This window comes from Anabaena azotica SJ-1 (assembly GCF_047275885.1).
GTDB lineage: Bacteria > Cyanobacteriota > Cyanobacteriia > Cyanobacteriales > Nostocaceae > Trichormus_B > Trichormus_B azotica_A.
In genome coordinates, this window is sequence record NZ_CP178454.1 from 3071913 (window position 1) to 3095051 (window position 23139).

Annotated in this window: 20 protein-coding genes; 9 read left to right on the forward strand and 11 right to left on the reverse strand. The window is 38.2% G+C overall.

All coding sequences use genetic code 11. From position 1 onward, the window contains the following. Positions 1–330: 330 nt before the first annotated feature. The 3 genes from ACLLO5_RS13600 to ACLLO5_RS13610 are packed head-to-tail and all read right to left on the reverse strand — an operon-like array spanning position 331 to position 1195. On the reverse strand, positions 331–711 hold the full coding sequence (locus ACLLO5_RS13600; protein ID WP_413171053.1) for a clan AA aspartic protease: 381 nt from the start codon (positions 709–711) through the stop codon (positions 331–333). Beyond that, a complete protein-coding gene (locus ACLLO5_RS13605; RefSeq protein ID WP_413171054.1) occupies positions 708–980 on the reverse strand; it encodes a hypothetical protein in 273 nt (90 codons plus the stop codon). Before ACLLO5_RS13605 ends, ACLLO5_RS13600 begins: the two co-directional genes overlap by 4 nt. 29 nt (positions 981–1009) lie before the next feature. Then, positions 1010–1195, reverse strand: a complete 186-nt coding sequence (locus tag ACLLO5_RS13610) for a hypothetical protein (protein ID WP_413171055.1) — start codon at positions 1193–1195, stop codon at positions 1010–1012. A 335-nt stretch (positions 1196–1530) separates the two neighbouring features. Here ACLLO5_RS13610 and ACLLO5_RS13615 point away from each other — a divergent pair, with 335 nt between their 5' ends. Continuing rightward, positions 1531–1758: a hypothetical protein gene (locus ACLLO5_RS13615; protein ID WP_413171056.1), complete on the forward strand. Its 228-nt coding sequence runs from the start codon at positions 1531–1533 to the stop codon at positions 1756–1758. A gap of 104 nt (positions 1759–1862) precedes the next feature. Here the strand turns inward: ACLLO5_RS13615 and ACLLO5_RS13620 are convergent, their stop codons facing one another. Beyond that, entirely contained in the window at positions 1863–2138 is a 276-nt protein-coding gene (locus tag ACLLO5_RS13620) for a hypothetical protein (RefSeq protein WP_413171057.1), read from the reverse strand. Positions 2139–2476: 338 nt separating this feature from the next. Further along, positions 2477–3625, reverse strand: a complete 1149-nt coding sequence (locus tag ACLLO5_RS13625) for a protein kinase domain-containing protein (RefSeq protein WP_413171058.1) — start codon at positions 3623–3625, stop codon at positions 2477–2479. 334 nt (positions 3626–3959) lie between these two features. On the opposite strand from ACLLO5_RS13625, the gene ACLLO5_RS13630 reads away from it, so the two are divergent. From ACLLO5_RS13630 to ACLLO5_RS13655, 6 genes are all read left to right on the forward strand, one after another. After that, positions 3960–4253 (forward strand): hypothetical protein, encoded by a 294-nt coding sequence (locus tag ACLLO5_RS13630; protein WP_413171059.1) that lies wholly within the window; start codon positions 3960–3962, stop codon positions 4251–4253. 71 nt (positions 4254–4324) lie between these two features. Beyond that, positions 4325–6526 carry a CHASE2 domain-containing protein gene (locus ACLLO5_RS13635; RefSeq protein WP_413171060.1) on the forward strand — a complete coding sequence of 734 codons (2202 nt, stop codon included), beginning with the start codon at positions 4325–4327 and terminating at the stop codon, positions 6524–6526. A gap of 267 nt (positions 6527–6793) precedes the next feature. Continuing rightward, positions 6794–8191: an ammonium transporter gene (locus tag ACLLO5_RS13640; protein WP_413171061.1), complete on the forward strand. Its 1398-nt coding sequence runs from the start codon at positions 6794–6796 to the stop codon at positions 8189–8191. Positions 8192–8473: 282 nt separating this feature from the next. Further along, complete coding sequence (locus ACLLO5_RS13645) at positions 8474–9337, forward strand: SGNH/GDSL hydrolase family protein (RefSeq protein WP_413171062.1); 864 nt, start codon at positions 8474–8476, stop codon at positions 9335–9337. 175 nt (positions 9338–9512) lie between these two features. Continuing rightward, complete coding sequence (locus ACLLO5_RS13650) at positions 9513–10712, forward strand: 4-hydroxy-3-methylbut-2-enyl diphosphate reductase (RefSeq protein WP_413171063.1); 1200 nt, start codon at positions 9513–9515, stop codon at positions 10710–10712. Between the two features lie 1162 nt (positions 10713–11874). Beyond that, entirely contained in the window at positions 11875–14241 is a 2367-nt protein-coding gene (locus ACLLO5_RS13655; protein ID WP_413171064.1) for a hypothetical protein, read from the forward strand. Positions 14242–14258: 17 nt separating this feature from the next. Here ACLLO5_RS13655 and ACLLO5_RS13660 read toward each other — a convergent pair whose 3' ends face one another. After that, on the reverse strand, positions 14259–14450 hold the full coding sequence (locus ACLLO5_RS13660) for a hypothetical protein (protein WP_413176086.1): 192 nt from the start codon (positions 14448–14450) through the stop codon (positions 14259–14261). 250 nt (positions 14451–14700) lie between these two features. Here ACLLO5_RS13660 and thrC point away from each other — a divergent pair, with 250 nt between their 5' ends. Continuing rightward, on the forward strand, positions 14701–15795 hold the full coding sequence (gene thrC, locus ACLLO5_RS13665) for a threonine synthase (RefSeq protein ID WP_413171065.1): 1095 nt from the start codon (positions 14701–14703) through the stop codon (positions 15793–15795). A gap of 281 nt (positions 15796–16076) precedes the next feature. On the opposite strand, the gene ACLLO5_RS13670 is transcribed toward thrC, so the two are convergent. The 5 genes from ACLLO5_RS13670 to ACLLO5_RS13690 all read right to left on the reverse strand — a co-directional run bounded on the left by ACLLO5_RS13670 (position 16077) and on the right by ACLLO5_RS13690 (position 18367). After that, positions 16077–16556, reverse strand: coding sequence for a type II toxin-antitoxin system VapC family toxin (locus tag ACLLO5_RS13670; RefSeq protein ID WP_413171066.1), 480 nt, complete (start codon positions 16554–16556; stop codon positions 16077–16079). 48 nt (positions 16557–16604) lie between these two features. Beyond that, the gene (locus ACLLO5_RS13675) at positions 16605–16856 is read right to left on the reverse strand and encodes a type II toxin-antitoxin system Phd/YefM family antitoxin (protein ID WP_413171067.1); all 252 of its coding nucleotides are present in this window, start codon (positions 16854–16856) and stop codon (positions 16605–16607) included. A gap of 126 nt (positions 16857–16982) precedes the next feature. Continuing rightward, the gene (locus ACLLO5_RS13680; protein ID WP_413171068.1) at positions 16983–17564 is read right to left on the reverse strand and encodes a Uma2 family endonuclease; all 582 of its coding nucleotides are present in this window, start codon (positions 17562–17564) and stop codon (positions 16983–16985) included. Positions 17565–17702: 138 nt separating this feature from the next. After that, a complete protein-coding gene (locus ACLLO5_RS13685) occupies positions 17703–18089 on the reverse strand; it encodes a type II toxin-antitoxin system VapC family toxin (protein WP_413171069.1) in 387 nt (128 codons plus the stop codon). 2 nt (positions 18090–18091) lie between these two features. Next, a complete protein-coding gene (locus tag ACLLO5_RS13690) occupies positions 18092–18367 on the reverse strand; it encodes a DUF2281 domain-containing protein (RefSeq protein ID WP_413171070.1) in 276 nt (91 codons plus the stop codon). Positions 18368–19325: 958 nt separating this feature from the next. On the opposite strand from ACLLO5_RS13690, the gene ACLLO5_RS13695 reads away from it, so the two are divergent. Further along, the gene (locus tag ACLLO5_RS13695; RefSeq protein ID WP_413171071.1) at positions 19326–22952 is read left to right on the forward strand and encodes a calcium-binding protein; all 3627 of its coding nucleotides are present in this window, start codon (positions 19326–19328) and stop codon (positions 22950–22952) included. The last annotated feature ends 187 nt before the right edge of the window (positions 22953–23139 follow it).

Sequence of the window (23139 nt, forward strand, 5' to 3'; positions counted from 1 at the left end):
TACTTCTGGTTAAGCTTTAAAATTCAGTCCTTGCTGTTAATTTGGGCAAGGTTGGCTGTAGGGGCGGGGTTTTCCCGCCCTTAATCGTATTGTAAAACTTCGCCGAATTTATAAACAAATACCTGAGTTCACCTCAGTTCGGGTTAATAGTATCTTTGAAGTTACTCAACGAGAGAATAGGCTTTTCAGTCTACGAAATATTAAGGGTTTCAGCTTATCCCGAACTCACGTCGCATCAAGTCTATTTTAACCAATGTGTGATCGCACTGCTTAGTCTATCAAGCGATCAGCTACGCTGGGCGCTCTGCGCCATCGCTCCTCATCTTCAATCTATGAAATTGAGGGTGGGATTTGTTCTAACAAAACTAAACCATTGTCTTCAAAATCAATCTCCAGATGATATCCTGCCATCAAAGCTGTTCCCAATAAAGGTTTAAAACCAGATGCTAAAATAGGGACTACTTTTTCTCGATTGTCCCAAACAATTGTTGCTAAATGTATAGATAACAACGCCTCTCTACCATCGGCTAATCTGGCAAGGGTAGTGGAATATAACGGCAGATTCATCGCACTGACTGCTTGTGGTGGTAAGGTAAGATGGTCGTTGAATCCAGTATCAATAATAAAATCAATAGAAAAATCTGGTTGTGTCGGTAAACGAAAAATTACTGGCACTACGGCTTTCCCGTCAATCAATCTCCCGTAAATCATTTGACAGTACGCTCAATCGCTCCCCCAAAGCTGACAGCAACATCATAACCAATCCGCATCGTAAATAATCTGGCATTTGGTTTTTTCTGCTTTAACTTTATTGCTGTTTCTACACCAGTTTTATCAATTCCGTATTCGCCGGTTTCCGCATCAATTACAATCATTTTGCCAATGTTATCATCACATTCCACTTGTTGACGAATGCCATTTTCGTAAAATTGTTTAGCTCTTTGGGCAACTTCTTCTACAGTCCAAAAAATAGCCTGCATTATCATGACACCTGCTTTGTGCTGTTTCATTATTTTAGCTGAATTTTAACCAAAGAATGATAAGCAAAGCTTAAACCTTCGGCTATCGCCCTACTTATCCCAGAGAGCGATCGCAAATCTATCATCAAAGTTACTTTACCAAAGAGCGATCGCCACGAATCACAAAAAATATTTCTAGGCAGCTTTTGGGAGTGCCAATCACCAAGGTAGAGCAACTCTTAAAATCGGCACTCCAAGGTCATAACTTTACGCTTCTTGTGACGTACTCCACGCAATCCCTTATGCCTTGCGGCACGCTTGCGCGAACAGGTGAGTGTGGGCAGTTGAAGATTGTGAGATTGAAGATATTAAAAAAACAGTTTTTGGTGGACGTGAAGCCCAAGAAATTGTATGAATAAGTATGAACTCAGTGTATAAATTTTCATGATTTTACAGCAGTAGTCAAAGACAGCATAAAGTAGCATTTTGAAAATACGTCAAAAGGTAGAGAAAAAGTAAACATATTCTATCTTTAATTGGATATAGTTTCTGTCATTAGGCACATTCAAAAATGCTGAGAATAATTAATTCTGGAATTGACAAAAATACTGAAATTTTTCAACAAATAAGCGATAATCAAGCTGCTTTGATTAGTGGTGGAATTTTGCCAGGTTATAATTTAGAGCTACCAGAAAATATTCCACAAAATATTATCACTGATGATCTACTAATGAATCCACTTGTTCCTGATCTTGTTGATTTTCCAACTAATTTGATCCCTGGTTTACTAACTGTTTAAATTTTGACTCAATATTAATTAGCAAAGTAAAAAATTTTTCAAAAAGTAAACCATAGAAGTTGTTTTTATGGTTTATTTCTCTTTCCTATGACTATTACCTCAAACTACCAAAGTTTCATTAACTGTTTACTTTCTAAAAATAACTCAAAGCGATTGATATCTTGCTCATTCTCAAAAGCAGCTATGGGGAGATAATGAAAATATCCAGCAGGAGTTAAATAAAGTAGATAGTATTCAGCAACTTTGTCAGCTTTACATAAATGTTCAAACCTAAATTTAGACAGACTACCGTCTTCAAAGTAAATAGTTATAAATTCTGAATCTATTTCCCAATACCTGGGTAAAAAGTTTGCTGATGGTTGAGTTTTTTTCATATTCATTAGAAAAGGAGGCAAACTCAAGACTAGGAAGAGACACGCAAAATACACAGTCCAGGCCAGCAAAGTTATATTAAAAATGCTTAAAATTGCTGTTACTACCATACCTATAAAACACATAATTAATAGTTTTTTTCTTTGTCGAAAAAAGTGAGATATAAGCAGTTGTTTTAATTGTTTAGGAGTGGCTTGGAAAGTTTTGGTTTTAATCTGCATAAAAGTTACCTAATTAATATGGTGGTAATAGACATCTGGTGAAAAAATATAGGATACAGGGAGGTTTAAAAAAGTTTCTACAATCTTTTTAGATCACAGATATTAATTTTTATCAAAGGTTAAAATCACCCATTACCCAAAAACTTATCCCTCATTTCTTGCAATTCTTTATCTACAGCATCCTGCTTGGTAGGATTATTTGTAGAAACAGATGGTTGTTGGGGAACATTTTGCGGTTGCACTTTACCACCTGTAAACTGTGTTTTAATTTCTAGTAATTCCTTTTCAATTTGACTAGGAGTTTGCGAAACAAAAGTCGGTGGAGAAGTTTGTGATGTTTGATTAACTGGTTGACTAATAATTGTGGGTGGGATAACTGCGGGAGATTGAATATTAGATTGAAAATTCAAATCTTTAAGAACTTCATCAGTTGTTTGATAACGCTTGTTAGGGATACTTTCCACCATTTTGTCGATTATCTTACCCAATTCGTTACTAACCGAACTTTTCAGATGTTGTCGCCAAATCCAAGCAGCGTTATGGGTATCATAACTGTCAAAGGGCGATCGCGCAGTTAAAAGATTAATACAAGTTACCCCTAAACTATAAATATCACTGGCAAAAATCGCCCGACCTCGCATTTGTTCTGGTGCCACATATTCAGGACTACCAATACTTGTACCTGTATGATTCAAAGCTGTAGCTGTAGCCGATTTAGCTGCACCAAAATCTACAATTACTAACCTGTTATCACTACCACGACGAATAATATTTTCGGGTTTAATATCTCGGTGAATTACTTCTTTGCTATGGCAAAATTGCAACACTGGCAATAAATCAATTAATAATTGCCGAATTTTGCTGTCATTAAATGCGCCATTTTGTGCTAATTCCTGAGCTAAATTTAAGCCATTAATAAATTCTTGGACTAAATACTGTCTATCATCTTGAGTACAATATGATAAAAGTGTAGGAATTTGTGGATGTTGTCCCAAATCATCCAACTGTATAGCTTCTTGATTAAATAACTCTACGGCTTTCTGTACGGTATTTGTACCTTGGGCTTGGGGATAGAATTGTTTAATTACACAGGGAGGTTTGGAGGGTTTATCCTCATCCACTGCTAAAAAAGTTCTACCAAAACCACCTTGTCCGATGGGTTTGATCGCACGGTAACGTTCTTTGAGAAGTAATTTAGTACCACAAGTTAGGCAAAACTTGACATCGTTAGGGTTTTCCGGCTTGGAACAATGGGGATTAAGACAATAACTCATAAGGTAAAATCATATTCACTTATATTCAGTAAATCACAAACTTATCTGTTTAGCCTGGGTGGGGGATTAAATCTCGATGGAGTTACTAGAGGTGTGATAACTACACCTTTAAGAGTGGGTTTTTTGGCTATTTAAGAATTTTTGTACCTTGAGGTTGGAGAAGAGTCAACTACTTGTATTGTATTGTGCCTGATGTTTTACAAAAAAGAATTATTTACTTTCATCACAACGTGATAGAGTTTTGAAAAAAAAGTTTGTGATTTTGGCTTACATCTAGTATCATGCAAGCTGTTTAAACTATATATAGTATGGTTTTTATTTAGGGAAAGAAAAAATGAGAATTTGGCTTGTTTGTGTTTTCGTATTATTTGCTTTAGCACAATTTTTTGATTGGGTAAAAGAAGTTTCTCTCCCATTACCTATCTATATTTTAGGAGGAGCATTTTTAGCGGTTGCGTCCAACTACGATAAAATTGTTGGTGGTTATTTCAGTGAGGTACAAGCAGAAATATTACCCCAACCACCCCAGTTAGATGCTTCAACTCAATCAACACCCATATCATCCACACCAATGCCTTTATCAATGTTAAATCCTGTGGAAGAGGGAAAAAAATCTCTGCAAGAATAAATTGCTGAATTAAAAAATGCTACAGTGTACCAAATACTCCAATATCTACAACCCCAGGCTACTGCCATACCGTGATTAATGGACTTTTCGCTAAATTCGGTGCATTCTTTCTTCAAGATCGAGGGTCACGTCTAACTTTTAGCTTTCATAATTGCCTGTCTATCCTGTTGCTGAGTAGTGTGGGAGCAACTGCTTTAGTCTGGGGAATAAAGGAATTGAAATGGTTAGAAGCTTCGGAGTTAAGAATTTATGACCAGATGTTGCTATCGCGTCCTCAAGAACCAGTGGATGCACGCATTTTATTAGTAACAATTACTCAAGAGGATTTGACACGGGAAAAATGGCCTTTGTCAGACCAAACTATTAATAAGTTAGTACAAAAATTAGCTTCTTATCACCCGCGTGTGATTGGATTAAATGTTTATAGTCATCAACAACAAAATTTAGCTGCTAATCTGCAAAATCAAATTATTGGCACTTGTTTGTTAAGTAATATTGGTAGGTTGGAAGTTCCTCCATCATCTGATTTTCCTCTAGAAAATATCGGATTTGATGATGTAGTGACGGACAATTACACAGATCAAGCTATTCGTCGTGGTTTATTATTTTCTGACTCTACAGATAAAGATAGTCAATGTAAAACCCAATTTTCCTTTGCTGCTTTGTTAGCTATTAATTATTTGGAAAAACAAGGGATAAGCTATAATTTTACTAAAAATCAAGAATTGCAAATAGGTAAAATTTTATTTCCCCGCTTAGATAAAAATGCCGGAGGTTATCAAGATATAGATGCAGATGGTTATCAAATTTTATTAAATTATCGTCACCCCAATCACCTAGCTAGACAAGTTACTTTAACAGAGGTGCTTACAGATCAAGTAAATCCCAATTGGGTACAAGATCGCTTGGTAATTATTGGGACAACTGCAACTAGTGTACATCCTGGTTTTTATACGCCTTACAGCAGTTTATCAGACCAACCTGCCAGAATACCTCGTATTTTTATTCATGCCCAAATAGCTAGTCAAATTTTGACGACGGTTCTGGATGGAAAACCTCTAATGTATTATTGGCCAGACTGGGCTGAGTTGTTGTGGATTTGGAGTTGTTCATTAGTGGGTGCTGTTTTAGCATGGCAATGGCGACATCCTTTGATGTTGCTGTTGGTAGAAGGTTTGATTTTTGCAGGTGTGGTGGGAATTACTGCTGGTTTTTATCTACAAGCAATATGGATACCTCTATTTGCACCTGCTTTGGGTTTAGTATTTAGCGGTTTCGCTGTCATGGGTTATACTAATTACCAAACTCAAAAGCAAAACCAGACAATTCTGTTGAAGGTAGAAGAACAAGAAGATGCGATCGCACAATTAAGTTTACTATTAGAGCAAACAACTGAACTTCCATCTGATTTTAATGACTTTAAGTTTAAAGAAACATCAATATTCAAAACCGATGATTTACTTTTGGCTGGACGTTTCAAAATCTCTAAATCTCTTGCTGCTGGTGGCTTTGGGTGTACTTATTTAGCAGAAGATACTCAACGACAAGGTAATCCTATCTGTGTAGTGAAACAGTTAATGCCAGCCCGTCGAGATCCGAAGTTTTTGCAAGTTGCGCGCAGGTTATTTAATACTGAAGCTGAAATCTTAGCAATTTTGGGTAAACATCCGCAAATTCCTGAACTGTTTGCTTCTTTTGAAGAAAATCAAGAGTTTTATTTAGTTCAAGAGTATATTCTTGGTAATACTTTGAGTGAAGAATTAACACCAGAAAAAGGTGCTAAAACTGAAGCTTATGTTGTTAATATTCTTAAAGAAATTTTAGAAATTTTAGTATTTATACATCAACAGCGTGTAATTCATCGGGATATTAAACCAAGCAATATTATCAGATGTAGTGAAAATAATAAACTCGTATTAATAGATTTTGGTGCAGTTAAATTAATTCAACCACAGATAGATGAAGAAACGGAATTAGCTACCGTTGCTATCGGTACAAGAGGCTATTCACCACCAGAACAGTTTGCTGGACATCCCCGTTTATCGAGTGATATTTACGCTTTAGGTATGATTGGTATTCAAGCCATCACTGGGACACCACCCCAGGAATTCCCGCTGCATCCAGAAACTTGTAACATTATGTGGAGACAAATAACTAATGTCAGTAATGAATTAGCGGCAATTTTAGATCAGATGGTTTGTTACAACTTTAGCGATCGCTATCAATCTGCTACTGCTGTTCTTCAAGATTTAAAGTCATTAGTTAAGGAATAGGGAACAGGGAAGAACAACTGAATAACTGACCCGTTTTTACTAATAAGCACGTTTATACAAAACATGATGTAATTTTTCGCATGAAATCATGCAAATTACACATAAGGAAATTATTATTTTTACCATAAGCAATTATAATGAGGATTATTTTTTTGTTAAAGTTTTCCAAAAAGTGATCATTGAGTAACTTTAAGAACATAAATAGTATCAAAATTTACGTTATTTAAATAAGTAATGTGAATTAACTGGTGCATAGGAAGAAAAAAAGTGCTGAAGAAAGTTTTGATGATTGGGGTTTTGACCCTGTTTTTGTTAACATTCCCACTAATGGGTAATGCCTTAGCCCAAGGAACATCTACACCTCCCGATCCTGATACTGGAGATACAGCATTTATGCTGATTTCGTCAGCACTCGTATTGCTGATGACACCGGGATTGGCTTTCTTTTATGGCGGGTTTGTGCGATCGCGCAACATCCTCAACACCTTAATGATGAGTTTTGTGTTGATGGCCATTGTGGGAGTAACCTGGGTTTTGTGGGGTTATAGCCTATCATTCGCCCCTGGTTTACCCTTTATCGGTGGCTTGGAGTGGTTAGGCTTAAATGGAGTCGGTTTAGAAACAACCGGTTATTTAGAAGGTTCAGACCCTGCGGAAGTAGTTTCCTATGCAGGAACCATACCTCATCAAGCATTCATGATCTATCAAGCCATGTTTGCAATCATCACCCCAGCTTTAATTTCCGGGGCGATCGCCGAACGGATGAGTTTCCGCGCTTATTGTCTATTTGTGCTATTGTGGTCAACCTTTATCTACACACCCCTAGCGCACATGGTTTGGGCAAAAGGTGGATTTTTGGGTTTATACGGCGGTTTAGGTGCTTTGGACTTTGCCGGTGGCACAGTCGTACATATTAGTTCTGGGGTTTCTGCACTCGTAGCAGCGATCGTCCTTGGACCAAGGAAAAGCCACCCTGATCGCCTCAGTCCACCCCACAACGTCCCTTTCATCTTATTGGGTGCTGGTTTACTCTGGTTTGGCTGGTTTGGATTTAACGCTGGTAGTGCCTTATCCGCTGGTAGCATTGCCACAGTAGCCTTTGTTGCCACTAATACAGCCGCTGCTGCTGGTGCCTTAATGTGGCTAATTTTAGAAGCCACTCTCAGAGGTAAACCCACCGCAGTGGGTGCAGCCACGGGTGCAGTAGCTGGTTTAGTAGGTATTACTCCAGCCGCAGGATTTGTCACACCCTTAGCAGCGATTTTAATCGGTTTCATGACCGCCGTCGTTTGCTTCTATGCTGTCAGTTTCAAGCACAAATTGAACGTTGATGATGCCTTAGACACCTATCCTGTTCATGGTGTTGGTGGAACATTAGGGGCAATTTTAACCGCCATTTTTGCCACCACCGAAGTCAACTCAGGAGGGAAAGAAGGGGTATTACGTGGTAATTTTGGGGAATTATTCATAGAACTAGCAGCGATCGCGATCGCTTATATCATCGCCGGTGCGGGAACATGGATAATTCTCAAAGTTATTGATGCTACCATTGGTTTGCGTGTGAAAGAGGAAGCAGAAAATCAAGGTTTGGATATCAACGAACACGGAGAAGAAGGGTATAACTCCGAGTTTGGCGATCGCATTAACGTTTATAATGACAAATAACAGGTAACAGGTGATAGGTTTACCTGATGTCTTAGATCCCCGATTTCTTTAAGAAGTCGGGGATATTATTATTCACAATCACTACAAAATTGCTAATTTTCTGTTAACTTGATGTACATTTATAGCAGGGAACAGGCAATAGGTTTAAAAATCTTTTGGTATCTGGACTTAATTATCAGTTGATGTCCTAACCTACCTGGCAACCACCATAACTTACTCTGCATCTACCTGACCACAGAACTCATTGCGAATTTTTAATTTTAAACTTTTAATTTTTTAGTCGTGTCCACTTCTGCAAAACCATTTCCTATCTGGGGATTTTTCTTGCTAGTCACCAACGGTATCCTGATGTTAGCCATCATCTTACTAATTTGGCGACAGCAGAAACTAACCACTGCTTATGCAACCAGCACCCCCCCAGAACCAGTTAATTTCAATCCTCAAACCCCTTCTTTCGCACCGGAATTAGGACCCAGACATAAACTCAGTTACCAGCAATGGCTAGACATCCTCAAACAAGAAGCCAAAGCAGCCGCCCAAAAATCCCCTGAAAAATTAACTATCTTGGCTGGAGATTCTTTGAGTTTGTGGTTTCCACCTGATTTATTACCAGAAGACAGAAATTGGCTAAATCAGGGAATATCCGGCGAAACCAGCGATGGACTATTAAAAAGATTAGATTTATTTGACCGCACCCAGCCAGAGATCATTTTAGTCATGATTGGCATTAATGACCTCATTCGCGGTGTAGGTGATGAGGAAATTTTAACCAATCAAAGACGAATTATCCGCTATCTACGCAGAAATCATCCCCAAACAAAAATTATAGTCCAGTCGATTTTGCCTCATGGGGGAGAAGAAGCAACATGGGAAGGACGGGAAAAACTCCTAGCAATCCCTAACCGTCGTATTCGCAAATTGAACGAGGAACTACAAAGGATCGCTACTCAACAAGATGTCCAATATATCAACTTACATCCCCTCTTCACCAACAAACAAGGTGATCTACGCCGGGAATTTACCACTGATGGTTTACACCTCAATCCCCAAGGGTATCTGATTTGGCGGACTGCATTGCAGATTTATAGTAATAGGGAACAGGGAACTCTTAACAGGGAACAGGGAATAGGGGGTAATAGGTTATAGGGAGTAGAGTGCAGGGGAGGTAGGGGAGGTAGGGGAGATAGGGGAGATAGGGGAAGAAGATTAATAACCCAATGAATGCCCAATGCCCAATGCCCAATGACTAATAACAACTGTTAACTGAATTGTGTCTTAGCAGGAGAAAATAAGAAATAGTGATTTTAGCAGCCTGACAGAAATGGATACCAAAGCTTTTAAACGCGAGCTACAACATTCAGAAAACTACAACCGTAAAGGGTTTGGACACAAAGCAGAAGTTGCTACTCAATTGCAGTCTGAGTATCAAAGTAACTTAATTCAAGAAATACGCGATCGCAACTACACACTCCAAAGAGGCAATGTTACCATCCGACTAGCACAAGCATTTGGATTTTGCTGGGGTGTAGAACGCGCAGTAGCAATGGCTTATGAAACCCGTCAGCACTTCCCCAAAGAACGCATCTGGATTACCAACGAAATTATTCACAATCCCTCTGTGAATCAAAGAATGCAAGAAATGCAAGTCCAATTTATCCCTGTAGAAGCTTATAAAAAAGACTTCTCCGTAGTTGATCAAGGAGATGTAGTCATCCTACCCGCCTTTGGTGCCAGCGTCCAAGAAATGCAGATTTTAAATGATAAAGGTTGTCAAATAGTTGACACAACTTGTCCTTGGGTTTCCAAAGTTTGGAACACAGTTGAAAAACATAAAAAAGGTGAATATACTTCCATTATTCACGGCAAATACAAACACGAAGAAACAGTCGCCACCAGTTCCTTTGCAGGTAAATATCTAATAGTATTGAACTTACAAGAAGCAGAATATGTAATTAACTACATTCTCAATGGTGGCAACCGTGAAGAATTTTTAGCTAGCTTTGCAAAAGCTTGTTCGGCTGGATTTGATCCAGACAAAGATTTAGAAAGAGTTGGTATTGCTAACCAAACCACCATGCTGAAAGATGACACCGAGAAAATTGGTAAACTCTTTGAGCGAACCATGATGCAGAAATATGGACCAGTAGAATTAAATCAGCATTTCCAAAGTTTTAACACCATCTGTGATGCTACCCAAGAACGTCAAGATGCAATGTTGGAATTAGTCGAACATAATCTAGATTTCATGGTAGTAATTGGTGGTTTTAATTCATCAAATACAACTCAATTACAACAGATTGCATTTGACAAAAATATTCCTTCCTATCACATTGATGCTGTTGAACGCATTAAATCTGGTAATGCCATCGAACATCGACAATTAACAGGAGAACTAACAACAACAGAAAACTGGCTTCCACCAGGAGAAATTGTTGTAGGCATCACCTCCGGTGCTTCCACTCCCGATAAAGTTGTAGAAGATATCATTGAGAGAATTTTTACCTTAAAAGCAACCTCATAATTCGTAATTACAGTTCCCTGTTAAGAAAGTGTTTGAAAAGTCCCTCATAGTGTATCAAACACTCTCAGTTCCCCCCTAAACCCCCTTGATAAGAGGGGAATGAATCTATCAAAGTCCCCCTTTTGAAGGGGGATTTAGGGGTATCTAGAGGTATTGGATACCACACCAAAAAGTTTTCAAACATCCTCTTAGAGTTAAGAGTTGACTCTCCCAAATATACAATTTATTTTGCATGACTACTGATCAGTTGTCAATTAGACGACCGCTTGCCAAATTTTTAATTGGTATTTGGCATTTTGGCACTCGTATGGCAGAGTAACTTGATATATTGCAGAAATTACCAAGATGTTTTTAATTGTTATACGGAAGACGGGTTAAAATCCGTCTTTTTTGTTATTTTTTGCGTGAAAATGCCTGATATATCAAGTATTACAACACCTGATTAATAACTCCTAAATCTCAGATTTTTACGTTTTTTAAAATTTGCCATTTTGGCAGAGAATGACAAAAAAATTATGTTATGTTAATCAAAATTGCGGGAATTAATAATGAATAAAACAATAAGTAAGGGCTAAATCCCTACTCTTGTTGTTGACTTCATTTGCTATCCTGGCAACCTATTGAATGTTATTTCTACTATTTTTTTTCATATTCCAAGGTGTATTGCCACTTTCAAGCTATTAGTGCGGACGGGATAACCCCCCGTCCTTTATTTTTGCGTAAACATTCAGCTATGGAGAAATTTTGCATTGCAACCCCAACATATTTTTCCCAACATATTTTTACTCGCAGTGTCAACTCTTATCAGTTTTTAGGATATTTGCATACATCCTCTAGGAAGATGCTACCGGAAAACCAGACAGGCTAAATTGGTTTGGGATGTTGTTATGCACTGGATTTATAGCGAGGTTTGGTTAACCACCAAACCTTTTTTGTGTGTAAGCATTGGTTAATCGCTGGTATGGATCATGATTGATGATTCCGTTCCCTAAACCTTACCCCGAAAGAATTTTTGCTAAATTACTTAACGCAGACCGGATAAATTGTGCATTTTTTGTAAAATGTAAAAATTGAAACTTTATATTGTGGTGCATCTCAAAGCAGGAGTATAAAATTGACAATACTCAGCCCTAGAGACTTTCCGCATGGACTGAAACCTAAAATGACCAAGCACTCGCGCAAGCTAAAGCAAAAAGCGACTCGCATAAATCAGCCTGGTGCTGATGCAAAAAAAAAGATAGCTAAAAAAATTCAAAAACAATCTCGATGGCGCAGTTGGTTGTTGTCAACCTTGATGCTGACAACTTTGTTTAGCAGTGCTGGTGTAATTATCGCCGCTGGCTGGATTAGCATTCTCTTCATCTTTAATCCAGAACAGGTAAGCTGGTTGAATGAATATTTACCTACTTGGGCGCAAATCCCTGTCAATAAAAAAGATATCCCCCAAACCCTGGCAGAAATTCAACTCGCTTTAAATAAGCAAAATCGGATTGCTGGGGAAAGTTTATCTTTAGAGGCTGTTAATAAAGACGATAATCAGCAACGAAATTCTTTTTTATTACCAGTTTTTCAAAAACGCAATAATTGTCAGTCTGATTGTCAAGAATTAAGTGAATTAAGGGTTTATCAACGGACAAAAGATTTAGAGTTTCAATTTCAACCAGAAATATACTACCATCTAGTAACACAAATTCCTATCACTGGGGTGACAAAATCTTTTGTGGAGTTTCCCTTGGATAAAAATTATTTAGAGTTAGAGAAGCAAGGAGAAAAAATCAATTTACCTTTAACTGAGATTAAAGCTTTTGAAGATGCGCCATTATCACCAGAATTTTGGTTTTATTTGCGCGGCGAACACAAGCAAGGAGATAGCCAAATTACCTATGGTCAAATAATTTACTACAATCCCCAAATTCGTAAGTTACAGCAAATTTTAGCTTGGAAAAATTCTAACAATCAACTACCTAAATGGCAACAAGTAACAGGTAGTGATGCAAAAGAATTGGTTATAGACCAAACAGCAAATTTAGAACCAACATTTCAAGTATATCAACTAAAATATAGTGAATTAATTAGTAATTCACTGATATTAGTACCAATTGATCTCAAGTCAGAATTTGATGATTTTGGATATCAAAAATCTTTAACATTGGCTAGAAATGGACTTTGGACTCCTGCTTATGCTTGGTTGACATCTCTGCAAAAACAGCGAAAAACGCCTTTTCCACAATCAGTCCAGGTGCAAATTGATTTAATTCGTCTCCATTCCCAATTTACCAAAATTCAAGCTGATAAAACTTGGGCTAATCCCAGTCAACAAGTGATGACATATTTAATTGATGGTCGCTGGGAACAAGCTTTACAGGTTTTAACAGCTTCGCCCTATAATGGTCAAGAAATTTCTAATTTACTCAAAGCAGATAGAGGTAGGTTATGGAATCGGACAACGGTAGCATTACGGCTTAACCGTAGTAGACGTGCTGTGTTAGCTTGGGCTTATTTAATGTTAGTGGTGCAGAGGGGAGAACAACGTGCTAATTCTTGGTTGCAGGAACAACCAAATATTAATGAGGAAACGTTATCTTATCTGCAAGATTTGTTAGCACAACTCAATAATGAGGTGACTAATGATCATGAAAGTCAAATTATTGGTGGTGTGCAACAAATTAGTCAGATTAATAAGGCTGATTGGGTATCTATAGATCCTCAATCAGATTTAAAAATCCCGGCTGATCAAGTATGGTTTCAAGTAAATGTGAGTGCATTTAATGATGGAACTAATTGGTTAAGTCACCCTTTTAGTAATTTTCTATTACCGAAATTTCAAACTGGTCAATTTTGGCGAAAAATTTTGGGAATTGCAGATGATCCTACTATGCAAATAGTTGTTTGGCTACCTAATGGAGATCAGCAAATTAAAACTGCTACTATTAAAGCCGTAAAAATGCAGGACGGAGTTTTGCGACTTTTAGCTGCTGGTGAACCTCTTCCTAAACATGACAATAATTCTAGTCAACCTAAACCTTTAGCTTTAACTTCCGCAGCATTGGAATGGGTACAACCATCTCCTGTGTCTATTCAAGAACTGTATCAACAAAATCCTCAAGCTGTAAAAGCGATTTTACCGTCTGTGTGGCGTTCTTTGCAGCAGTCTGGTGATGTGTCCGGTGGGGAAGTTCCTGGTTTTGAGGTGATGAAAGCAAAAATGGATGATTGGCCTGTGCAGATGATTGATGTTACTAATGACGGTATGGTTGATGTGGTTTTAACTATTTCTGATTCAGCTATAGCTGCTTTAACTCAGCCAGTGAATGCAAGTTCTATTGTGGGAAAAGATAAGATCCGCCCCCGGACTGTGATTTTGTTGCTGAATGGGAAGGTGATTTATAGTGATTTTGCGGCTAAATCTGGGCAAACGCTGACTGCGATCGCTAAACTCAATAGTAATCAATCTCTGGCTTTACTGGTGGAAAATGCTGATACATATAGATTGAGGCGCTGGTCAGAAACTAATCAGCGCCTTGAATAGTATCTGAATTTTTTGATTTATTCTTCGTGGCTAGAAGATTCTAGTCTTTGACTTTTGATGTTCTGTAACTGTTGTAGTAAAGAATCTACTTCTGCTTGCAAATCCATAAATTTTTCTTGCTGGTCGTCCCGATAATAAGCTTTGGTTAGCTTCTTGACCATTTCGCTATGGGATTCGCAACTGGCAACACTGGAAGACAAAGTGGACATGGTTATACTCATTTGCAAATTTAGCTCACACCATTTGAGATATTATAATAATGTCATATTAATCTTTCTTAAAACATTGTATACTTTTAATCACATACTCTGATAGGTTTGCCGTTTAATCATAAGAGACTACGATGAGAGTGACTGTGTTCCTGAGATCACATCGCCCTGAGCGTGGTAAAGTGATTGACACTATAAACAAAATCCCATTTTCTCATCTCAAATCTCTAGTTAAGAAGTTTTGAATCCCGTGACTTTGAGCTTGTCTGTTGCTAAATCTCATCGCCAACCTTGGCCCGGGCTGATAGAAGCCTATCGTGAATACTTGCCTGTCAGCGAAAGCACTCCAGTTGTTACTCTCCTGGAAGGTAACACACCTTTAATTCCAGTGCCAGCGATCGCAGAACGCATTGGCAGACAAGTCAAGGTATTTGTTAAATATGACGGACTAAACCCCACCGGTAGTTTCAAAGACCGGGGTATGACTATGGCCATTACCAAGGCTAAGGAAGCCGGGGCTAAGGCGGTGATTTGTGCTAGTACAGGCAATACTTCCGCTGCTGCCGCTGCTTATGCACGGCGTGGGGGGATGAATGCTTTTGTGTTGATTCCCGATGGTTATGTGGCTTTGGGTAAGTTGGCACAAGCTTTACTGTATGGGGCTGAGGTACTAGCTATTAAGGGAAATTTTGACCGGGCTTTAGAAATCGTCCGGGAAATGGCAGATCATTACCCCATCACTTTGGTAAATTCTGTCAATCCTTACCGCTTGGAAGGGCAAAAAACGGGCGCGTTTGAAGTGGTGGATGCTTTGGGTAATGCCCCCGATTGGTTATGTATTCCGGTGGGAAATGCGGGGAATATCACAGCATATTGGATGGGTTTTTGTCAATACCATCAAGATGGTAAGTGCGATCGCTTACCGAAAATGATGGGTTTTCAAGCTGCTGGGGCTGCACCTTTGGTAAATGGTCAACCAGTGGCACATCCTGACACTTTAGCGACTGCAATTAGAATTGGTAATCCGGCAAGTTGGGATAAAGCGATCGCTGCCCAAACTGCCAGTCAAGGCAGTTTTAACGCTGTCACAGATGAAGAAATTCTCGACGCTTACCGACTTTTAGCTTCATCGGAAGGTATTTTCTGTGAACCTGCCAGCGCGGCTTCTGTAGCTGGGTTGTTAAAGGTAAAAGACCAAGTTCCCACAGGTGCAACTGTAGTTTGTGTTTTAACTGGTAATGGTTTGAAAGACCCAGATACAGCCATTAAACACAGTCATGCTCAATTTAAACAGGGCATTTCCGCAGACTTGAAAGCCGTGGCTGAAGCAATGGGATTTGAATAAATTTTAGGATTTTAATTGCTGAAATAAGCGATCGCTGACTCTGTTTTAAGAAATCAAGGGCGATCGCAAAATTCAAACCCCATGCGAATTGATAAGTCGCATTCCATCATGGCAAGCCATCAATTATTTAGTTGAGGATGGTAATTTATATTTTCTTTGTTTATATTGTTGTTGTAATTCTATATAATAATTAATTAATTTCTGTGGATCATGCTGATTATTTTGAGAAATTTGATGACGAATTTCTCTAATTTGTTGAAGTACGGAATCATCAATAGTAATCATTGTTCATCATCCATTAATTCTAAAGGTGTTACCAGTGCAGGAACATACAGGCCTAGCATAACATTAACTCGCCTAATATGCCCAAACTTATTAGCATTAGCTAAGTGACGACAATTCCAAGTTAGTAGGAAATCACATTTATGATAGGATGCTATTGCAAGATGGAGAGCATCACCTAAAGGATCATTTGGCATCACCTGATTTTGAATATAGGTTTGCACAATTTCAGCAATTTCTGGTTCAATATCTATCAAAGGGATATTACTCAGAAGTTCAATGACTTCTTGTTTATTAGGAAAATTGCCTTGATTAAGTTCATCTAATACTGCAATACTTGTAACCACTTCATATTGCTCTTTTACTTTATTCCACCAAAAACGAGTCCATTCCTTACGTGCTATCATATCAGGCTCAGTCCGAATTTCATAATAAAAGCTAGGAATACTGGTTTCAATGTAAATTTTTGATCTCACCATAATGAATTTATAAAAGTTTGACTGTAAGACAGAATTTGACGCATAAAACTATTGATCGTTAATTAAAAGCTCATTTAACTTGTCTTCAGTTAAACCACGTTCTTGAGCTTTATGTCCGATATTTTGTCTAAATTGTTGAAATTCTTGAATATTAATACGAGTTATTCGTTGATAATCTTCAATAGACATAATAACCGCAATATCACGATTTTGCTGACGGATAGTTACAGGTTCACGTTGCGCTTTATCAATGATTGTAGATAAAGCTTGCTGGGCTTCTGTATCTGAAACAAATTGCATAATTGTACCTCTTTTGTTTTAATTATAGTCAAAATAGACGAATTTTACATAGACGATAAAACTGTGATCGCAGTTTGTATGTAAATCATGCGATCGCTAAATCATAATACTTTTAATTGCTATCTATTAACCGAGAATATCACTTACCTTAATCTTAATTTCTGGAAATACTTCACTTTTAATCAAATCATCACCTGTATAGATAAATTCTTCATAAAAGCCTTCTACTAAAGATAAAACCGTAATTTTGTTCTGTACAGGATCGACAATCCAATATTCAGCAATTCCCCTAGCTGCATACTCAGAACGCTTGAAACGATAGTCTCGGACTTCATTTTCAGTACCAGTCGATACCACCTCTATCGCTATTAATGGTGGTGGCATCTCATGGGTAATTGTTCCTCTTTTTGTAGTTTCTAAAGCAGCGCGACATTCTTCACCCAAGATTAATAAATCAGGGATTCTTACCTTAGCCCTACGTCCACTTACCTCAATCATAATTTCTTTATATTTTAATAAATGAAGAGGGACTATTTTAGCTAATTCCAACAATAATCGCATTGATATATCAGAATTAAAAATTGATTCTGGTGGCATTAAAACTAATTCTCCATCCACTAATTCATAGCGATTTTCAGTGCCATCATCATAGGCATAGTAATCTTCAAAAGAAAAATAATTGACTGGTGTTTGAGGAGTTTGAACCATAAATATAATTCCATGTCTGAAACAAATTGCACAATCATACCTCTTTTGTTCTTATTATAGACAAATTTTCTATCACATTGCCTATTGCTCCTGATTTGTAAAGTTTTATTAGTAGTAATTAAAGCTGTAAGGCAATAGTTATTTCCATAACATCTTCACTGGATAATTGTTAAAAAATTGATCACAGCCAATAATAGTTAAATTATTATTGATTGCCTGAGAAATTAGCATCCGATCAAAAGGATCGCTATGATATAAGGGCAGATTTTTATAGACTTGTATATCTGCGAATGTCATTGATAAAATTTCAATCTTCAACAAATTTAGAACTTCCAATAAATCTTCAAACGGATTTTGGAGATCAAGTTGTTTCTTGCCAGTCTTAATTGCCATCTCCCAAAGACTAACAATACTTAGATATACTTTGTCTTCTGACAATTCAATAGTGCTTCTAGCTTTGTTTGTTAACTTTGCGTTTCCTTCTATGTACCAAATAAATGTATGAGTATCTAAAAGCACATCCATATTTACTTATACTCCTCAAACTCTTCCATTGGTGCATCAAAATCTTCTGATATCGAAATTTTGCTTTTCCAAATGCCAAAACCATCGCGCTTTTTAGGTTGCTTCTCTTCTAAATCTTCTACAGTATCCTTTACAGGCAAATCAGTAATATTTTCATTACTTTGCTTTGCGTAATTATTTCTCAGATACTCTATGTAGTGAAACACCTCAACTTGTAAAGATTCAGGAAGTTTCTTGAGGCTCTCTTCAATATCTTGAAAAATTGTTGTTTGCAGCATAACTATTTCTCCTTACTAAACTATATTTTAGCCAAGCGATAGCGAATCGATCATCAACAGATCATGAGGTAAAAAACCTGGTTTCTGATCTTCGCTTTTCCTATGGAATGTTATGCAAAGATGAGGACAAGATTTTTTGAATTAATGTACCTCACCATATCAACAACCACTACATACATCATAAACTTCTTGTCTGACTTGTGATCATAGATAACCCAAGTTGCTAGTTATAACTATAAGTCTTTTCGTTCGCGTAGCGTGCCGTAGGCAATCCCCCTAAATCCCCCTTAAAAAGGGGGACTTAAATTGATTTTCCCTCCTACTAAGGGGGTTAGGGGGGATATAGTCAAAAAATAAACCTGAATATTTGTAACTAGCAACTTACGTTAGATACTGTTTTATATGAGATTGATCACTACACCTTGAATTATTTCTGGTATATTCTGATAAAAGTAATTTTAACTATCACGAAATTAGTAATGTAGTTATCAGTGTTTGCGAAGCCGATACTAAACTACGGCTAAGGGTCGCTCCTGATGTAAAAGTTTTTATAAAATCTTTATGAAGCAGATATAACTCGTATAAAATCAAGCCTCCATACTGATACATATATAAGAGTGAAGGGGCGATCGCACGCTTCCTATGAAAAATCACTATATTCAGTTACTGGAATTCATGAAATTGAATTGACAGTGACAAATATTTATGTCACATTTGTGTAGTCACTTATGGATATAGCGTGTCGTAATTAGTGACATTCTATGGTCAATAATCTGTATTCGCTATTTTCATTGTGCGATCGCTCCTGATTTGTAAAGTTTTTATAAAGCAAGAGCGATTTTACTCATGTTCTAGAGATCACATTACATACCCCATTTTTGGTAATTCCGGAGATCGTCTGTGTAAGTAACCTGGGTTTGTAATTGAAAAAATATTAATAATTGAAAGGAGTTTTAAAATGTCAGGCACTCAAATTACTCTAACAGATTCTCAAATCACAGAATTAAACCGTATCACAAATAATCGAACAACAAACTTTCCAGATGGTTATCGTTATATCTCTGGAATTATTAATAACAACCCTAACGTTAATGATGATACAAAATTATGGTTTAATAAAGCATCAGAAATAAATGCTAACGATCCAAACAGTTCAGCAAATTTCTTTATTCGTTCAGTAACAAATAATGGGTTACTCTACGATCGCATTTATAAAACTCCAAAGGAGATTCAAGATATATCTGATCAAATCGCTCCGAATGTATTGACTGATATTGTTAATATGAAAGGTATTCCTCAATTAGATACTATGCTTTCGAGGGATATTAGCGCAGCACTTGAATACGGCGGACTAACCATTGGTGGTTGGGGTGGATCATTTTATTATTGGAACGCGAATTATAAAGATGGAAAAACTGTTGGAGAATATATTTTAAGTAATCCACGTGAATATGAAAAATTCTTGACTGTTAATGCAAAAGCTCTTGATGATGCGTCTTCCAAATCAGGGCTTTGGGAAAAGTTTTCGACTGCATACAAAGCTCAAACTCCCGTGGATATTCAACTTGAAATTTTCAGACGTTCACTATTTGGAAATTACACTGGTGACACCGATAAAATTAATGGTTGGTTTTTTGATAAAGCTAATAAAAAATGGTTTAAAAAAGTCGATACACTGATATTTGCCGATGAAATTACCACAAAGCAACTGAATGAATTGCGTGGAATTCGCCTTGAAAAAGCAGGTTGGGAAAGACCTTACACATATAACCTCATCAAATACCTACAAGAATTATTCAACCAAGCCGAAACTATCACCAGCCCCATTATTCTAGATTTAGATGGCAGCAACGGCGTTGAGACAATCAGCAAATCTGCGGGAATCCATTTTGATCTAGATGGCAACAAATTTGCCGAAACCACCGGCTGGGTTGGCAAAAATGATGGACTGCTGGTGTTGGACAAAAACGGCAATGGAAAAATAGACGATGGTACTGAACTGTTCGGCAATAACACCATCCTCAAGAATGGTAGTAAAGCCGCCCATGGTTTTGCTGCCCTGTCAGAATTGGACATTAATAAGGATGGCAAGATAAATGCCTCCGACAGCGCCTATACCAAAGTGCGTGTATGGAAAGATAGCAACAGCAATGGTGTAGTGGATACGGGTGAACTGCTTACTCTGACTCAAGCTGGTGTCAAAAGCCTGAACACTGGGTTTACCGAACAGACGCAAACGGATGCCCAAGGCAACCAGCACTTACAAGCTGGCAGCTACACCCGCACAGATGGCAGCACCCGCGCCATGAACGATGTCTGGTTTACAACTGACACCGCCCGCACAATTGACCAAGACCTCGTTACTATCAATGCTACTATTGCTGCTCTACCTGAATTGCAAGGCTTTGGCAATGTCCACAGCCTACACCAAGCGATCGCGCGAGATACTAGCGGAAGACTGCAAACATTGGTACAAAACTTCACTCAAGAAACTGACCCGTCCGCCAGAGATACCATCATGACAACCTTGTTGTATGCCTGGGTTGGTGTTGAAGGCAACAACCCTGATGAACGCGACCCGACACAAGTGTATGGACATCTGATCGATGCTCGCAAGGTCGAAGTGCTTGAAGCGTTTATGGGACAAGGGTTTTTAGGGACTTGGTGCTGGGGTACTTTAGACCCCAATCCTCATGCTCAGTCAGCGCCCATTTTGGAAGCCATGTTTGGTAAACTGGCGCAATTTATGGAAAATCAGCTGCTGGCGCAAACCCATTTCAAAAGCCTATACGACAGCATCAATCTGAGTTGGAACAGCACCACAAATCAGTTTGATATTGATGTTAGTGCCACTGTCAAAATTCTGGAAACCAAGTACACAGAAGACGCAACTGCTGGTACTACGTTGATACTAGATTTTGCCAACAGCCTGAAAAACACTGCTGGGGAGTTTGGACAAGAGGTATTAGCTGCCTTAGCAAAACAAGGCGATATCACAGGACAGGGCTTTGCTTTCTCTCTAGCTATGATGGGATACGACAATATCATCATCGGTACAGCAAACAACGACACCCTCAACAGCATCAATGGACAAGACTGTTACCTAATTGGTAATGCAGGAGATGACACCATTAATGCCTCAAGTGGCAATGATATCATCTATGGTGCGGAAGGAAATGACACTATTGATGCTGGTAACGGCAATGATACTATAGAGGGTGGTGCAGGTAACGATGCTCTCTATAGTGGTAGCTACTATGACTCAAACAATGGTAATGATATCTACCTATTCAACAAAGGATTTGGACAAGATACCATAAGTGATTACGACAGCACTACAGGTAACATTGACACTATTCGCTTTGGGGCGGGAATTCTGCCTACTGATATTACTCTGAATCGAGATGCAAACAATCTCTATATCTCTCTCAATGGCACTACAGATAAGATTACTGTACAGAGTTGGTTCTCTAACTCTGTTTACCGAGTTGAAAAGGTCGCATTTGCTAATGGTACAGTTTGGGATACAGCCAAACTTGCAAGTACAGCTTATACTGGCACTGCTAATGCCGATAATTTATCTGGTTCAGAGCAAAATGAAACCTTTTACGGATTAGCAGGAGATGACACCATTAATGCCTCAAGTGGCAATGATATCATCTATGGTGCGGAAGGAAATGACACTATTGATGCTGGTAACGGCAATGACACTATAGAGGGTGGTGCAGGTAACGATGCTCTCTATAGTGGTAGCTACTATGACTCAAACAATGGTAATGATATCTACCTATTCAACAAAGGATTTGGACAAGATACCATCAGTGATTACGACAGCACTACAGGTAACATTGACACTATTCGCTTTGGGGCGGGAATTCTGCCTACTGATATTACTCTGAATCGAGATGCAAACAATCTCTACATCTCCCTTAATGGCACTACAGATAATATCACTGTACAGAGTTGGTTCTCTAACTCTGTTTACCGAGTTGAAAAGGTCGCATTTGCTAATGGTACAGTTTGGGATTTAACAAAGCTAGTCATAGGAGTTTCACAGGGTACTGCAAGTGCAGATTTAATAGTCGGTACTAATCAAAATGAAACTTTAAAAGGATTAGCAGGTAACGACACAGTTTTTGGCTATGCGGGTAATGATAACCTAGATGGTGGTGAAGGTAATGATATCCTCATCGGTGGAATCGGCAAAGATACTCTAACTGGTGGTTTAGGAATTGACCGTTTTGATTACTGCAAATTAACCGATTCTCTATTAAGTGGGTTTGATATAATCAAAGACTTCAACGCCACTACTGGTAATGATTTATTCCGTGTTTCCACTGCAAGAGCCGGATTTGTCAAAGTCGGAGCAGTAAATACCCTAAATGCAGCAGATATAGGTGCAAAATTAACAGCTACAGCTTTTAAATCCAACTTTGCAGCCCAATTCAGCTTTGGACAAAAAACCTTTGTCTCAATTAATGATGCAACAGCAGGGTTTAATGCTGCCACCGATGCCATTATTGAAGTTACAGGATTAACAGGAACATTGAATGTGAATAATTTTGTGATTAGTGTGATTAGTTAGAGGATGTTTGAAAACTATCAAGTTTGATCTAGATCCCCCCTTTACCAAAAAACTGGGTTTAAAGCCCCGTCCTTTTAGGGGAGAGGCTTAAAAACCTTTTTTTTACTGCTAATGAGGGATTAAGATGCCCCTCTCTGCGTCGGAGAGGGGTTGGGGTGAGGTTCTTGCACTGGTCTGAGAATTAAAC

Coding starts and splice junctions, on each gene's coding strand:
- ACLLO5_RS13675 (WP_413171067.1), bottom strand. CDS start 16,856: ATGCAATTTGTTTCAGATACAGAAGCCCAGCAAGCTTTATCTACAATC.
- ACLLO5_RS13695 (WP_413171071.1), top strand. CDS start 19,326: ATGTCAGGCACTCAAATTACTCTAACAGATTCTCAAATCACAGAATTA.
- ACLLO5_RS13600 (WP_413171053.1), bottom strand. CDS start 711: ATGATTTACGGGAGATTGATTGACGGGAAAGCCGTAGTGCCAGTAATT.
- ACLLO5_RS13615 (WP_413171056.1), top strand. CDS start 1,531: ATGCTGAGAATAATTAATTCTGGAATTGACAAAAATACTGAAATTTTT.
- ACLLO5_RS13660 (WP_413176086.1), bottom strand. CDS start 14,450: ATGTCCACTTTGTCTTCCAGTGTTGCCAGTTGCGAATCCCATAGCGAA.
- ACLLO5_RS13625 (WP_413171058.1), bottom strand. CDS start 3,625: ATGAGTTATTGTCTTAATCCCCATTGTTCCAAGCCGGAAAACCCTAAC.
- ACLLO5_RS13655 (WP_413171064.1), top strand. CDS start 11,875: ATGACCAAGCACTCGCGCAAGCTAAAGCAAAAAGCGACTCGCATAAAT.
- ACLLO5_RS13680 (WP_413171068.1), bottom strand. CDS start 17,564: ATGGTTCAAACTCCTCAAACACCAGTCAATTATTTTTCTTTTGAAGAT.
- ACLLO5_RS13620 (WP_413171057.1), bottom strand. CDS start 2,138: ATGAATATGAAAAAAACTCAACCATCAGCAAACTTTTTACCCAGGTAT.
- ACLLO5_RS13605 (WP_413171054.1), bottom strand. CDS start 980: ATGCAGGCTATTTTTTGGACTGTAGAAGAAGTTGCCCAAAGAGCTAAA.
- ACLLO5_RS13685 (WP_413171069.1), bottom strand. CDS start 18,089: ATGGATGTGCTTTTAGATACTCATACATTTATTTGGTACATAGAAGGA.
- ACLLO5_RS13630 (WP_413171059.1), top strand. CDS start 3,960: ATGAGAATTTGGCTTGTTTGTGTTTTCGTATTATTTGCTTTAGCACAA.
- ACLLO5_RS13690 (WP_413171070.1), bottom strand. CDS start 18,367: ATGCTGCAAACAACAATTTTTCAAGATATTGAAGAGAGCCTCAAGAAA.
- ACLLO5_RS13670 (WP_413171066.1), bottom strand. CDS start 16,556: ATGGTGAGATCAAAAATTTACATTGAAACCAGTATTCCTAGCTTTTAT.
- ACLLO5_RS13650 (WP_413171063.1), top strand. CDS start 9,513: ATGGATACCAAAGCTTTTAAACGCGAGCTACAACATTCAGAAAACTAC.